Consider the following 14,489-nt stretch of genomic DNA (forward strand, 5'->3'; position numbering starts at 1 on the left):
TCTCCCTCAACGGCACGGGAGCCCTGCCAGTTGCGTACCCCACCCCCGCACCCGCCTCATCACCCGATCGGTGGCCACGCTGAAAAGGCTCACTGTTCCGGTGGCATCAGGGGCTCTCTCACCGGCCAACCGCCCAACGCGGCCACCAGCGCAAAGTCCAGGAGGATCTTCCCGGGATCGTGGACGGCCCGTGGCTTCCGCCAGGGCGTCAGTGCCGCGGATATCGCCCCGGTCAAGACCGGTCTTGCGGACCGTCTCCACCACCAAGACCGCACCGGCCTGGGTGACGACCGGCCGGCCGTCACCCTGAACACGGACACGTGGGTGGGACGCGACAGGCTCTCTCACCTGGAAAGTGCTCCTTTCCCCGCAGCCTACGGAACCTCAGCAAGTCCTATCGTTGCAGGTCAAGAGCATTTTCCGTGTTTCTGGTCAACTTTTGGACAGCCCACCCCGGAAAGCGCGGGGTCAGGAAACGCCCTTGCGCAACGACGCGATGAGGCGGTCAAGGTCCCCGCGTGCCGTGTGCGTACGGATCGGGTCAATGTAGTCGCGTGACTCGATGATCTGACCGTCCCGCACACGCATGACGAAGACGCAGGGCACCTTGGCCGCGGAGTCGTCCGGCAACGTGAACTCGTAGGCGAACTCGGCGACGATCACTTCAGGATCGGCCGTCTCGTGGACGACGACGTCGACGACACTCCTCTTCGGCAAGGACTCCCGAACTTCCGGCGGTACCGTGAAGTGCTCCCGGAGCGCACGCCGACTCGTCAACGGCTCGGACTCCGGCGTCGCCATCGGATGCCGGACATCGGTGACCTCGCCATACAGGTCAGGCAACTCGCTCAAGTTCCCGTCGGCGACCCCATGAACAAGCCGGAGAAATACCTCGCGCGGACTCAGACTCACAAGACCCCCCAAGTGATACGCACATGCAGCCAACGATCATTATCGCGTGATGCGGGCCCTTACTGCGGACTGTCTCGACCAGCAGCACCCCGCCCGTCCGACCCCACCCGTGGCGCTGGACGCGGACATGCGGTCTTCGCCTGAGAGGTGCTCCTTCGACAGCAACGGCCAAGGCCCTCCACAGGTCTCATCGTTGCAGTTCAGGAGCACTTCTCGCGTCTCTGAGCAAGCGGTGGACGGCACCGCTCGTGAAAGCCCGAGGTGAGTGAGTCCCCTGGTCAAGGGGGGGGGACCCTGAGGGCGGGTCATTCGGGTGTCCGGTTGTAGCGGGCGATGGTGGCCTTGCTGGTGTCGGCGTCCATGAAGCGCAGTTCCCACGGGCCTGTGTTCACGTCGAACTCCTTGCCGAAGCCGACCCACTTGCCGGCCATGCGGCGGCCGGTCGGCTCGACCAGCATCTGTACGGCGCCGAAGTAGCGCGCGCCGCGGTAGTAGCCCTCGCTCGCGGTCTTCTCGTTCCAGGTGCCGGTGACGATGTTGCCCTCGACCTGGAGGTCCAGGGTGAGAGGCGAGTCGGGGTTCAGCGAGCCCTGGGGCAGGCTGCGGCCGGTGAGGCGGTTGCCGTGTTGGAGCAGGACGACGTAGTGCTTGCCGGTGAACGAGTTGTCGCGCCCGGAGCTGAAGTATTCGTACGTGCTCAGCCAGATCCCCGAGTGGTTGCCTCTCGGGGCGGTCTGGGCCGCGGTCGTCGCCGGGACGCCGACGGGGCTGTCCTGCACGTCGTGGCCGCCGTGTCCGTCGCCGGTCACGCGCAACTGCGGCACCGGGGCCGCGAACCCCAGCGACTCGATCGGCAGGCCCGTCACGCTCTCCAATGCGCGTGCGTAGATCGGCCGGGGCACGGCGGTCTCGCCGCTCTCCCAGCGCTGTACGAGGCGCTTCGTGGCTTCGTTGGGCTGACCCGCCCGCTGTCCGGCATCCCGTACCGCGCGGGCGAGTTCGTCCTGGCTCATCAGCAACCCGAGCCGCACGGCCCGGAGCGTGGCGTTCGGTGTCGTCATGTGGTCAAGTTACCCGCGCACGCCCCCTAATGACACCGAATTGACGCCCTGCGTGTCACCGAAATGACGCCCCATTCGCCGCCGCGCACCGGAGGCCGTGAGCTTGATCCTGTGTCACATGTCGACCACACAAGGTGATGATGGTTCGCACCCGGGCCTGACGATCAAGGTCTACCGGGTGAACCCCGAGACCGGACAGCGCACGGTCGTCCGTCCCGTCCGTCACGTTCAGGCGGCCCGCGACATCCCGTTCAGCCAGTCGTTCCCGCCCTGCGGATGTCCGCGCCACCGGGAGGGCGTCCGATGAGCCCCGTCTGGGACATGACGTCGCCCCCGGTGTCGGGCACGTGCGCGCGGTGCGGTCGGTGGACCGACAGCGGAGTCCGTCGCTGGATACCGCGCATGACGGGGGCGGACATCGAAGTCATCCTGTGCGCCGACATGGGCCCCTGTACACCCCCACCGGAATCCACCCGCCCCCGTCGCTACCCGACCTGACGCACCCGGAGAACGAGCCCCGGTGCCTCTCGTCCGAGGCTCCAGCAGTGCGCCGCAGCACCTCTTGACGGCTCCACTCGGATTGGGTGCGACACGACTCGGCAATCCGCACTCGGTCGGTCACGGGGCCTCGCTGACGACGGTCAACAGCACGTGATCCTGGGCCGAAGCTCAGGAGGAGTCACGTGTGGAGCCGAGTGAGCGTCACGCTCAGCGTGTCCCCCCAGGTCGAGAGACAGTCCGGGGAAGTCACTTCACTACGAGGTTGTCGCCGGTCGAAGCCGACGGTCCGGTGGTGGTGTTGCCGTAGTACGCCCAGCGCCAGGTGCCGGTCCGCGATGCCTTCACGGTCGTCCTGAGATCACCCGAGCCGTTCGCGTACACCTTCTTCACCGTGGTGTAGGAGGTGGCTCCGGTGGGCTTGAACTGCAGGCTCACCAGGCGGCTTCCGTAGGAGGCGTACTTCCTGGTCTCCCAGTTGGCCCGCGTGACCTTTCCGGTCACGGTGATGGTCCTGCCCTTGGCCACCGGCTCGGGCGAGGCGTTCACGGTCAGGCGGGAGTTGCGCTTGACGTGGACAGTGAGGCCCTCGTCGTCGGTGTCACCGCCGCCGCCCTTGAAGGACACCTCGGCCGCGACCTTCCAGGCTCCGGCCTCGCTGTTGTGCATGTCCCACACGCTCGGGTCGAAGTACATCGTCTCGCTGAAGTCGCACACACCGGCGCTCACCTTGACGCAGTCGCTCGTCTCGATGGCGTGCCACAGCCGGTCACCCGCATTGCCGCGATACAGGAACACCGCCGGATACTTCCACTCGTGGGTGGTCGCCATCCGGAAGGAGGCGGGCGCCGCGACCTCGTCCGACACCCCGATCACGATGGGCTTGCCGCCGTTCACCTGGACACGGGTGAACGAGACCCCGCCCTCGGCCGCCCCGGCCGGCACCGCGGCCATGCCCGTGAACACCGCCGTCGCGCCACCGGCCACGGCAGCTCTCCAGATCTTCTTCCTCACCTGATCCCCGATCTCTGCGCCGAAAGACGCCGGAGACTCGTCTTCCGGCGCCTTTCAGACAGCCGGGATCCACACGGGGTTGTACACCCGTGGATCACGATCGGGCATCAGGCGATCGCCGCCTCGCACGAGGCGACCGACACCGATCGAAGATCATTTAGGGGACGGCCCTCAGTCGCGCCCCGTCTCAGTCCCGGCGGATCGTGATCGTCGTCCACGCCCCCACGTGCACCCGGTCGCCGTCCTGGAGCGGGACCGGGACGAAGGGCTGGATGGGCTCGTCGCCGCCGTTGACCGTCGTGCCGTTGGTGGAGTTCTGGTCGACCACCGCCCAGTTGCCGTCCGGCTGCTGGACCAGGACGGCGTGCTGGTGGGAGACGCCGGGGTCCTCCGGGGGGACCGAGAGGTCGATGTCGGGGGTGTCGCCGGTGGAGTGGCGGCGGCGGCCGATGGTGAGCTGGTTGCCGGTGAGGGGGCGCTGCTGCTCGGGGGAGTAGGCGGGCAGGTTGAGGCCGGCCGCCTCCGGGCCGGAGCGCTGCATCATCGCCATGAAGTACTCGCGGTCCGGGCCTATGGTCGCCGTCCACGTGGCCGGGCCCTGCTGGTAGCCCGACGGCTGCTGCGGGTAGCCGTAGCCGCCCGACGGGCCGTTCTGCGACGGGGACGACGGCGGGGAGATCACCCAGTCGTCGGCACCGCCGCCGAAGGAGGGACCGCCGTTGTTCGGGCGGCCGCTCTCCTGCGGGTAGCCGGAGGGGGCGCCGGGCGGGGCCTGCCGGGAGGGGGCGCCGCCGAACGCGGAGGGGGCCTGGCCGGAAGGACCGCCGGAGGGGCCGGGGAAGCCGGACGGGTCGCGGCCGTAGGGGGACTGGGCTCCGCCGCCCTGCGTGCCGGAACCTGAGGGGTTGCGGTCGAAGGCACCCGGACCACCCTGGCCGCCGGGACCCGAGGGGCCGCGGTCGAAGGCACCCGGACCGCCCGGAGCCGAGGGCTCACGACCGAACGGCGACTGGCCGCCGCCCTGACCGCCGGGGCCGGACTGGTCACGGCCGCCGCCGAACGGCGGAGGGCCGCCCTGGCCGCCCTGGCCCGGTCGCTCCCGTTCGAACATCGACGGGCGCCCCTGGCCACCCGCGGAACCGCCCGCAGGGCCGCCGCCGGGACCGCCCTGGCCTGCGCCGAACCCCTGCTGCTGGCCGCCGGGCCGGGCGCCGAACGCCGACGGGCCCCCCGCCGTCTGCGGAGGCGTCGCCGGGCCGCCGCGAGCCGCGCCGAACGGGGTCGGGCCCGAGGGCTCGTTGTCGAAGGGGGGTATCGGCTCGGCGGGGCGGTTGACCTGGGAGGGGCGGGAGCCCTGGTACTCGTAGCCGTCACCGCCGCCGTAGGAGGCGCTCGGCGGCTGGAAGCGGGGCTGCTGGCGGCCGCCGCCGGGCGGGGACGCGGGCGTGTACGAGGTCGCCGTGTTGGTGAGGAAGTTCCACCGGCACTCCTCGCAGAAGGGCGCGCCGCCCTCGCGGGGCGTACGGCACTGCGGGCACAGCTCCGGGTTCGAGGACGACGCGGGGCGGCCCTCGGCGCGCGGCGGCGGGAAGCCGTAGCCGCCGGAGGACGGCGGGGGCGGGGGTACGGCACCGGCCATGCGGTGACCGCACACCTCGCACCAGTCGTCGGCACCCGACTGGTGTCCGTTCGGGCAGGTCGGCATGTCGGTGCTACCCCTTCTCCTGAGGCACTTGTTTACGCAGGGTCACTTCTTCACGCGGACGGTCTTGGTGGACCGGGTTTCGAGCGTCATCTCGTCGGCCTCGGTGACCTTCGCTTTCAACCGCACAGTACCTGTCGAGGCGTCCACCACGTCCACCACCTTCGCAAGCAGTTTCGCAGTATCCGCGTTCCCCGACACCCTCGCGAGCTGAACAGCACGCCCCAGTTTGGCCGTTGCTCCGTCCATATCGCCCGCTTTGCGGAGGTCTATGCCCTGCTGGATGGCCTGCGCCAGTTCGGCCTGACCCGTGTAGTGGGCGACTTGGGGGTTGATGGCGGTCGAGGCGGTCAAGTCGTCGGTCCACACGGCCCGTACGAGCCCCTGCGCGCCGATGTTCTGTGCCGTTCCTCCCGGTTGCGGCACCACCAGGGAGACCCGTGCGGCCAGCATCTCCTGGCCGAGTCCGGCCGGCGGGACCGTCACGCAGAGGTGGTAGTCGCGGGACTCGTCGCCCCAGGAGCCGGTCGGGTAGTCCCCGGCGCGCGGGCCCGCCTCGGTGCGCCGGTCGGTCAATTCCTCGACCGAGGGCGCCACTTGCTTGAGGTACGAGACGACGGCGCCCGCCGGGGTCCACACCCGCAGGGCGACGTCGGCGACCTCCTTGCCCATCGCCGTCTCCATCATCGTGGTGAAGTCGTCGGTCAGACGGGCCGGATCGGCCACGATGTCGGCGGTGCCGAGGAGGGCCGAGGCGATGGCTGTGACTTCTTTCACTTCCCAGTCGGTGCCCACCCCGCGGGCGTCACAGGTGAACCGTCCGGCGCACGCGTCCAGGGTGGCGCGCAGCGCCTCGGGCGACTCGTGCTCGTTGCGTCCGTCGGTGAGCAGGATGCCGTGCCGGATCTCCACGTCCGCGGAGGCGAGCAGCCGGTCGGCCAGGCGCAGCCAGGTGCCGATGGCCGTGCCGCCGCCCGCCGAGAGGCGGCGCAGCGCGCGCTTGGCCTGCTCGCGGGTGGTGGCGTCGGCCACCGCGAGCCGCCCGCCGCCGGGGTAGACCTCGCGGGCGACGTGCGTGCCGTCGATCACCGCGAAGTGGGTACCGTCGCGCAGGGCGTCCAGGGCGGCGGCCGTGGCGTCGCGGGCGTTGCGCATCTTGGCCGACGGGTAGTCCATCGAGCCGGAGCAGTCCACCATGAGCGCGACGGCGGCCGACGGACCCCCGCTCGCACCCGTCGTCCGGAGCGCGGCGGAGCCGCCCGTCGCCGTCACCGTGACGACGGCGTGGACCTCGCGGCCGTCCTCCGGCAGGTACTCGTTCTGGTAGACCTCCACCGAGAACCGCGGACCCGCCGGTTTCGCGAAATTGGCCATGCTGCTTCACATCCCCCAAGAAGCACCCCGCCGAGGCGGGGCGGTGCGTGGGCCGCGATCCCGGTCCCCTCCGGTCTCGCGGCTGCTTCCCCGTGCGCGGCCGCCCCACGGCGCGCGATGGTCCCGCGCGCGAACGGCCTCAGGCCGATCCTGCCCCCCGAGCGGGTGCGGGGAACGGCACGACGGCCACTGTTACGTTGTCGTGGCCCCCGCCGTCCAGTGCGTGGCCGACGAGCACCTGCGCGGCGTGCAGCGGACGCTCCGCCGCGTCCTCGGGCACGATGCGGGCCAGTTCCTCCGCCGCCTCGGCGTAGTTCCACAGGCCGTCGGTGCAGACGATCACCACTCCGGCCCGGTCGGGCTTGAACGACGCGGTGTGCGGCTCCAGTTCGTAGGCATCCGCGCCGAGCCAGCCGGTGATCGCGTGGGCGCGCTCGTCGGCGTACGCCTCGGTCTCGTTCATCAGCCCGGCGGCGACCATCTGCGCGGCCCAGGAGTCGTCCTCCGTGAGACGGGCCGGGGCGGCGGTGCGGTCGTCGGGCACCCAGTAGGCGCGGCTGTCGCCGACCCAGCCGACGACCAGGAGTCCGGAGGTGACGACGGAGGCGACGATGGTGCAGGCCGGGGCGTTCTGGTGCGGGGCGTGCTCGCGGGCCTCGTCCGGCTCCCCGGCGAGCGCGTCGACCGCCTGCGCGGCGGTGACGATCGCCTCGTGCATGGCCGCTTGCGGATGCGTGCCGCGGGGCAGGGTCGCCAGCAGGCTGTCGCCGGCCGCGCGCGCGGCGGCCATGGACGCCTCGTCCGGGCGGGTCGCGGAGGAGACGCCGTCGCAGACGACGGCGACGGAGGCGGGCGCGCCGTCGGGCAGCGCGGTGTGCGCGACGGCGAAGGCGTCCTCGTTGCGGTGGTGGCGCAGGCCCCGGTCGCTGACGGCGGCCAGCGGGCCCGACTCGCGCTCCAGGTGGTCCCGTTCGCGGGGCTGGGCGTGGCCGCAGTTCTCGCAGTAGCCGTCGCCGTCCACCCGGCCCGCGCGGCAGGCCACGCAGACCGTCGCGGGCTCCGCGCGCGGATCCGGCGCCTGGAGCGCGTACTCCTCCGGCTCGCTGGGCCGGTCGAGGCGTACGCCCGCGGAGGCCGCCGCCGGGCCCGGCAGCGGCGCGCCCCCGGAGTCGGTGCCGGGCACGTCCGTGGCGCGGTGCGTCCTCGGCTCGGCGCTGTCGGGGCCCGGCGGCTCGGGGTCGGGCCAGTCCACGTCGGCGGCGCCCGTCATGGCGAGCGTCGGCTGGTCCCGGGGCGGCGGGGGCACCTGGGAGAGGTCGTATCCGCAGGCACCGCAGAAGAGGTCGCCGGGCTCGAGCGGCTCCGCGCAGCTCGGGCACTTCGGCAGTGCGGCCTGCTGGGGCATCTGTGACATTCGCCTACACCCACGTCCGGGGGCGGTAACGGTTGGCCCGTTCCACCAGTTCGATCCTCTCCTCGCCGCCGGGCGCCAGCCGGGCCAGCGTGCGGTACGCGCGTTCCAGACCGAAGCGGAGACCCCGCTCGTCCAGACCGCTGCCGAGCAGCACCCGTCCGCCCGGGGCGGGCGAGCCGGTGCCCCTGCCCTGGGAGAGTATCCAGTCCAGGGCGCAGCCGAGGACTTCCGCCGACAACCGCTCGCGCCGCGCCGGGTCCAGGCCGTACGCGTCCAGCGCCTCGATCTGGGCCGCCGCGGCGGTCAGATCGTCCAGGAACGGTACGTCACCCGGGCTCGCCGTGCGCTGTCTGAGGCGGGCACGCACGGCCGCGACCCGGGCGGCGGTGTAGTGGATGGACGACTCCGGCACCGACTCCAGCGTGTCCACCGCCCCGGTCCGGTCCCCGGCCGCGAGCCGCACCCGGGCGAGTCCGAACGCGGCGCTGACGAAGCCCGGGTCGGTCGCCCACACCAGCCGGTAGTACTCGGCGGCGTTGTCCAGCTGACCCAGCACCTCAGCGCACAGTCCGAGCGCCAGCTTGGGGGCGGGCTCGCCGGGAAAGGCGTCGTAGACCGCGTCGAAGGCGAGCGCGGCGTGGGCGAGGTCGCCGGTGGCCAGGGCGGTCACGCCCCGGTACCAGACCACCCGCCAGTCGTCGGGGCGTTCCGCCTCCAGACGGGCCAGCGAGGTCAACGCGGCCTGGGAGTCGTCCAGTTCGAGACGGGCGCGGACTCCGCGCAGCCGGGTCTCCACGGTCTGCGCGGGGGCCGCGTCCAGGGCGGCGAGGAGCTCACCCGGGGCGGTGGCGGTCAGACCCGCCAGGAAACCGGCGTCCGGGTCGTTCGGGTCGACCAGCGGGACCGGCAGCGCGAGCGCGGCGGCCGCCGTGTCCACCGCCCGGACCAGGGCCGGCGGCGGAGCCGACGACGTACGGCCCATGCCGCGCGTGCCCAGGCGGGACACGTCGCCCTCCAGCACCGGGAACAACTCGCTGTCCGTGACCCGCACTTCGGGTCCGAACAGGGTCGACAGCGCCGGCCGGGGCTGCCCGGTCTGCAGCGAGACCACCTCGCGCAGCACCCCGGTCAGCTGCTCGGCCATCTCCTGCGCGGAGGCGAACCGGCGGGCCGGGTCGGGGTCGGTCGCGCGGACCAGGAAGCGGTAGAAGGACTCGTAGCGCCGGAAGACCTCGATGGTGTCCGGGTCGGGCAGCGAGTCGGCGTAGACGGTCGTGTAGCCCTGGAAGTCGAAGGTGAGGACGGCGAGGGTGCGGCCCACCGTGTAGAGGTCGCTGGCCGCAGAAGGGCCCACGTCCGCGACCTCGGGAGCCTGGTAGCCCACCGTGCCGTAGATCGCGGACTCCTCGTCGTCGATCCGGCGCACCGCGCCCATGTCGATCAGCTTGAGCTGGTCCTCGGTCTGGATGGCGTTGTCGACCTTGAAGTCGCAGTAGAGCAGGTTGCGGCTGTGCAGATGACCGAGCGCCTCCAGGGCCTCGATGCCGTACGCGCACGCCTGCTCCACCGGGAGCGGGTCGCGGCGGCCGTCGGGAGTGCGGCGGGCGTTGGCGATCTCCTTCAGGGACTTGCCGCCGACGTACTCCATGACGATGTAGCCGTCCAGGGAGCCGGTGCGCTGGTCCAGGTGCTCGACGAAGTTGTAGATCCGCACGATGCCCGCGTGCTCGATCTCCGCGAGGAACCGGCGCTCGGAGATCGCCGCCTCCATCGCGTCCTGGTCGCCGGTGTCGAGGAGGCCCTTGAGCACCACCCAGCGGTCGGACACGGCACGGTCGACGGCGAGGTAGATCCAGCCGAGCCCGCCGTGCGCGAGACAGCCCGCCACCTCGTACTGCCCGTGCACGATGTCCCCGGCGCGCAGCTTCGGCACGAAGGAGTACGGGTGCCCGCACTTGGTGCAGAAACCTTCCGTGCGGCCCGGACGCTCACCCCGCGCCCTGCCGACCGGCGCCCCGCAGTCCGAGCGGGAGCAGTACCGCTTGCGTTCGGGCACCTGCGGGTTCTCCAGCACCATCGCGCGCGGGTCGGGCCTCGGCACCTGCGGCACCGCCACCAGACCGGCGCCGAGGCGCCCGCGCCCGGACTGGCCGGAGGACGCGCCCGAGCTGCGCACCGACACCGAACGCCCGCCGGCGCGGCCCGAGTCGGCGCGGGAGAGCCGGCCCGAGACCGAGCGGCGCGAACGCGAGGACTGCGAGGAGGTGCGGGCACTGCGCGAACTGCCGCTCTCCGTGGGGCCGGTGGACTCCGGGGCCGCGACAGACGGCACCAGTGGGGTCACCGGGGCGACCACCGGCGCCAGACCGCAGGTGTCGCAGTACAGCCCCCCGCCGCCCATGTCCTCGTAACGGCCCGAGCAGTCCGGGCGCTGGCAGGCGTGCCGTTCCTCGCTCACCCCTCGTCCCCCTTCGCGTCCGTGGGCCCGTGCTCCGGCACCTTCGGCGCGTTGAGCAGTTCGGCCGCCGCGTGCTGGTAGCGCAGCACCGCCTGCTCGGCCACACGCAGATCGCAGGGCGCGCTCCACAACATGCGGCGGGCCGCGTCGTACCGTTCGATCAGCAGCGGGTCCTCGGCCAGACCGTGCCGGGCGACCTTCGCCCGGTAGGCGTCCAGGCGGCCACGCAGCTCGGCGCGGACCGCGAGCGGCGCGGTCACGGCCGTCAACGACTCGCGCGCGCGCAGCAGTTCGTCCTCCGCCCGCCGCTCGAGGGAGTCCAGCAGCGGGGAGAGCCGGTGCCAGCGAGCCTGCCTGCGGTACTCGGCTGCCGTCGCCAACTGCTCCTGGAGCACGGTCGGCGGACCGCTCACGACCGGCACCTCGGTCGCCGCGATCTTCGCCAGGACCTCGCCGCGCGCGGTGCGCGCCTCGGCCAGCGTCCGGTCGGCGCGCAGCAGCACGTCCCGCAGCCGGATCAGCCGCTCCTCCGCGTCCTGACGCACCGTCAGCACCGCGTCGATCTCCCGGCGCACGTCTTCCAGGGCACGGGCCTCGCGGTCGTACACCGTGGTGTCCGGGCGCCCGCCGCCGGGCGCCGAACTGCCCTGCGCGGGCTTCCAGTAGGCGAGCGGGTCGCTGATCACGCGGGCGCGCAGCTCGGTCAGCGTGGCCGTGATGCCCTCCAGGTCGTCACCGGCCGGATGTTCGCCGGGGCGCACCCCTACGGAGTGGGCGAGACCGCGGGTGCGGTGGAGTTCGGCGGCGAGTAAATCTATCCGGGCGGGCAGCGCCGACCACACCGCGTCGGCGGCGACCACCACGTCCAGGGAAGAGGCGTACAGCTCGTTCATCCGGTCGACGAGGGCGGTGAGCGTACAGCTCTCGCTGAGTCTGCCGGTGCCGGCCGGGAGCGCCGGGCTGGCCAGCGTGACCGACTCCCCGCGCAGCAGCCCGGTCAGCTCCACCAGGTCCTCACGGCTGGACCAGCGGCGCCGGGAGCGGATCTCGCGGGCCTGGCGCAGCGTGGCCGTGTACGCGTCGAAGCAGGCCCACAGCACGGTGATGGCCTCGTCCGCGGCCGCCCAGCGTTCCTTGGTGACACCGGTCAGCTCGGCGCCCTCCAGAAGTCTGCGGCCCGCGTGGTCCTGGAGCGCGAGCAGCGAGGTCTCGATCGCCTCGTGCTCCTGGCCGAGCCGCGCCAGCGCACGGTCCACCTCGTCCCGGTCCATCACCGGCCCGGCGGGGTCCGTGACGCCCATCGATCACCTCTCGCTGCTGTCCCAAGTCGGCGCTGTCTCGTGCTGCCCGGTGCGCTCAGCTCTCACCCCGGTACTCCGGCAAGGGCGGCCGGTACGGCTTCGCGTCCTTGCCCAGTGTCGCCGACAGCCACTTGTCGTACGACGCCTGCCAGCCGTCGGAACGGTAGTCCGCCAGCACGCGGTTGACCCGGCCCACCAGGTCCCCCGCGTCCTTCTTCATGGCCACGCCGTAGTACTCGGTCGTGAAAGCGGGGCCCTTGAGTTCGAGCGTCGGGTCCTGGGCGGCCTGGCTCGCGGCGAGCGCGCCGTCGGTGATCACCGCGTCCGCCTCGCCGAGCTGCAACCGCACAAGGCAGTCGAGCTGGTTGGGCACGGCACCGGCGACGATCGCCTTCACCGCACCGGACTTCACGTCCAGCTCCAGCTTCTTCCGCGCGGTCGAGCCGGCCGCCGTGCACACCCGCTTGCCCGCGAGGTCCCGATATCCCTTCACCGGCGAGGACTTGGGCGCCAGCACCTGTTGACCGGTCCGGAAGTACGGCGCGGAGAACGCGACGTCCTTCAGCCGCTCGCAACTGATCGTCATCGTGCGCACCACCATGTCCACCCGGCCCTCCTTGAGTGCCGCGATGCGCTGGCTGGTGGGAATCGCCTTGAACTGCACGGCGTCCGGGTCGCCCACGATGTCCTCGGCGATCCGGTGCACCAGGTCGATGTCGAAGCCCTCCAGCTCCGCACCCGGGTTGTTCGGATTGCGGTAGCCCCAGCGGTAGCTGTTCTGGTCCACGCCGACGATCAGCTTGCGGGTGCCGGGCCGGGCCTTGATCGCGTCGATCGTCTTCCCGCTCGCCTTCGACGGCGGCAGCGACCGGTCCTGCGCCTTGTCGTCCTCGCACTTCGAGGCGCGCGCCTGGCTGCCCTCGACCACCGGACCCACCGACGTCACCGGGCCGGGCTCCGGGTGCGCCTGGGTACGCGGGAGGAGCAGCACGAAGCCGAGCGCGAGGGCACACAGCACCGCCATCGCGCCGACCCCGCCCCAGCCGCGCAGCCGGGTGCGTCCTCCTGCCGCGTCCATCGTCCGGCCCCCTGTCACCTGTACTCCGAAAGCCTGCGCCCGATGCCGAGCACCGCACCGGCCGCGCCGAGCACACCGAGGGCGGCGGCGCCCGCGGGCAGCCCGGTCATCGCGTCACGGCCGTCGCCGGCCGCCCGCTCGAACTCCGCCTGCTCGTGGCCGATGGCGCGGTTGAGGTTCTCGTCCACGCCGTCGAAGCACTCCCCGGTGGTGCCCTTGGCGCCGATCACCATGGCCAGCGCCTGCTGGTAGTCGCCGCTGTCGTCCTCGTGGTGGGCGTCCGCGTGCCGCTTCTTCCACTCCGCCATGTTCCGCGTCGCCGCGGTGACCGGCCGCGCGCCCGCCGGGTCGTCGGCGAGGGAACCCGCGCGCTTCAGGCTGCCGTTCAGCGCCGTCATCTCCTGGTCGAAGCCCCGGTAGTACGCGTCGTACACCGTGCCGTCGACCGTGACCGTCTCGGCGCCGCGCGCCACCAGACCGAGGTTCTCGTTGCCGCGCGCCTTCAGGGCGGCGATCTGGGCGCTGTGCAGGACGTTCAGGGAGCGGATGCCGTGCTCCTCGGAGCCGTGCAGCCCGGCGCGGGCCACCGTGTGTCCGACGAGCAGCCAGAGCAGGACGACGGTGGTGGCGGTGGTGGCCGCGACCAGGCCCTGGTTCAGGACGCGGTTGGTGCGCCGGTACTCGCGGTGCTGCGCCCACGCGAGCGCGCCGAGCGCGAGGACACCGAGCGCGACGGCCGCCCAGGGGTACGGGGTCGCGTCGCCGTAGTCGGCGGCCAGGCGCTGGTTCTCCTTGGTGTACAGGTCCTCGGCGGCCGGCAGCATGTCCTGCTGCATCTTCTCGTTGGCGTACCGCAGATAGGCGCCGCCGACCGGATAGCCCTGCCGGTTGTAGACCCGGGCGCGCTCGATCAGCCCCTTGTACTCCGGCAGCAGCCGGTTCAGCTTGGCGATGCTCGCCGCGGCGGGGGAGTCCGGCTCCGACTTCGCGGCGGCCGTAACCAGACCGGCGGCGGCCCGGCTGATGTCCTTCTCGTACCGGTCCCGGGTCTCCGGCGTCTCCTGCCCGCCCGCCAGAAAGCCGCTGGAGACCGTGGTGTTGGCGTCCGCCAGCGAGCGGTAGATCGACGCGGCGCCGGAACTGAGCGGCTGGCTGCCGTGCAGCACGTCGTCGGCGGCGGCCGCGCGCTCGCCGCTCTGCCAGGCGGTGACCGCGCCGAACGCCACGACCAGCAGCGCGAGTACGGCCCCGATGACCCGCAGCCGGCCCGGCTCGGTGGTCGCGGCGGCCCGCAGCCGCTCGGCGCCCTCGACGAACGCGGTACGACGGCCGGGTGGTTCGGGCGCGGAGGAGTGGCCGCTCGCCGGCCGGCCGCCCTGGGGCGGCACGGCGGGCGGGGCGGTGAGGGTGGGCTGCGGGAGCGCGCCGGGCCGCGCGGGCACGGCGGCCGACGGCGCGGGCAGGGCGGAGCCTGCCGTCGGCGGCGCGCTGCTCCTCGGCGGTTGTGTCACCCGACCTCCCCCATGGTCATCGTTCGCCGCCCAGTATCACCGCCCGCACCGCCTTCCGCACCAGCCTTCACCGCATCTCGCCCGGACGACGGCATGTCACCACCCGTCCAGGAACGCGACCTGTCCACAAACACGCCGGGTCAATCCCGATCGGTTCCCGGTGCGA

The 14,489-nt window shown here is 72.3% G+C and carries 10 protein-coding genes and 1 pseudogene; all 11 read right to left on the minus strand.

All coding sequences use genetic code 11. The features are described from left to right. Window positions 1-128 precede the first annotated feature (128 nt). Window positions 129-348, minus strand: a pseudogene (locus ACWEEU_RS26455) (transposase); the annotation flags it as partial. 120 nt (window positions 349-468) lie between these two features. Beyond that, window positions 469-912, minus strand: coding sequence for a nuclear transport factor 2 family protein (locus ACWEEU_RS26460; protein ID WP_451735399.1), 444 nt, complete (start codon window positions 910-912; stop codon window positions 469-471). Window positions 913-1,217: 305 nt separating this feature from the next. Further along, complete coding sequence (locus ACWEEU_RS26465) at window positions 1,218-1,973, minus strand: XRE family transcriptional regulator (protein WP_451735401.1); 756 nt, start codon at window positions 1,971-1,973, stop codon at window positions 1,218-1,220. 747 nt (window positions 1,974-2,720) lie between these two features. Further along, window positions 2,721-3,485: a hypothetical protein gene (locus tag ACWEEU_RS26470; RefSeq protein WP_451735403.1), complete on the minus strand. Its 765-nt coding sequence runs from the start codon at window positions 3,483-3,485 to the stop codon at window positions 2,721-2,723. A 187-nt stretch (window positions 3,486-3,672) separates the two neighbouring features. Then, window positions 3,673-5,190 (minus strand): FHA domain-containing protein, encoded by a 1,518-nt coding sequence (locus ACWEEU_RS26475; RefSeq protein WP_451735405.1) that lies wholly within the window; start codon window positions 5,188-5,190, stop codon window positions 3,673-3,675. A gap of 42 nt (window positions 5,191-5,232) precedes the next feature. Beyond that, on the minus strand, window positions 5,233-6,561 hold the full coding sequence (locus ACWEEU_RS26480; RefSeq protein WP_451735407.1) for a VWA domain-containing protein: 1,329 nt from the start codon (window positions 6,559-6,561) through the stop codon (window positions 5,233-5,235). A gap of 139 nt (window positions 6,562-6,700) precedes the next feature. Beyond that, entirely contained in the window at window positions 6,701-7,975 is a 1,275-nt protein-coding gene (locus ACWEEU_RS26485) for a PP2C family serine/threonine-protein phosphatase (RefSeq protein WP_451735409.1), read from the minus strand. 4 nt (window positions 7,976-7,979) lie between these two features. Continuing rightward, complete coding sequence (locus tag ACWEEU_RS26490) at window positions 7,980-10,376, minus strand: tetratricopeptide repeat protein (protein WP_451735521.1); 2,397 nt, start codon at window positions 10,374-10,376, stop codon at window positions 7,980-7,982. Between the two features lie 53 nt (window positions 10,377-10,429). Beyond that, window positions 10,430-11,734 carry a coiled-coil domain-containing protein gene (locus ACWEEU_RS26495; protein WP_385743695.1) on the minus strand — a complete coding sequence of 435 codons (1,305 nt, stop codon included), beginning with the start codon at window positions 11,732-11,734 and terminating at the stop codon, window positions 10,430-10,432. Between the two features lie 55 nt (window positions 11,735-11,789). Continuing rightward, on the minus strand, window positions 11,790-12,812 hold the full coding sequence (locus ACWEEU_RS26500; protein WP_451735411.1) for a glutamate ABC transporter substrate-binding protein: 1,023 nt from the start codon (window positions 12,810-12,812) through the stop codon (window positions 11,790-11,792). Between the two features lie 14 nt (window positions 12,813-12,826). Continuing rightward, window positions 12,827-14,323, minus strand: a complete 1,497-nt coding sequence (locus ACWEEU_RS26505; protein WP_451735413.1) for a hypothetical protein — start codon at window positions 14,321-14,323, stop codon at window positions 12,827-12,829. Between the last annotated feature and the right edge of the window lie 166 nt (window positions 14,324-14,489).

This window comes from Streptomyces sp. NPDC005004, assembly GCF_053600675.1.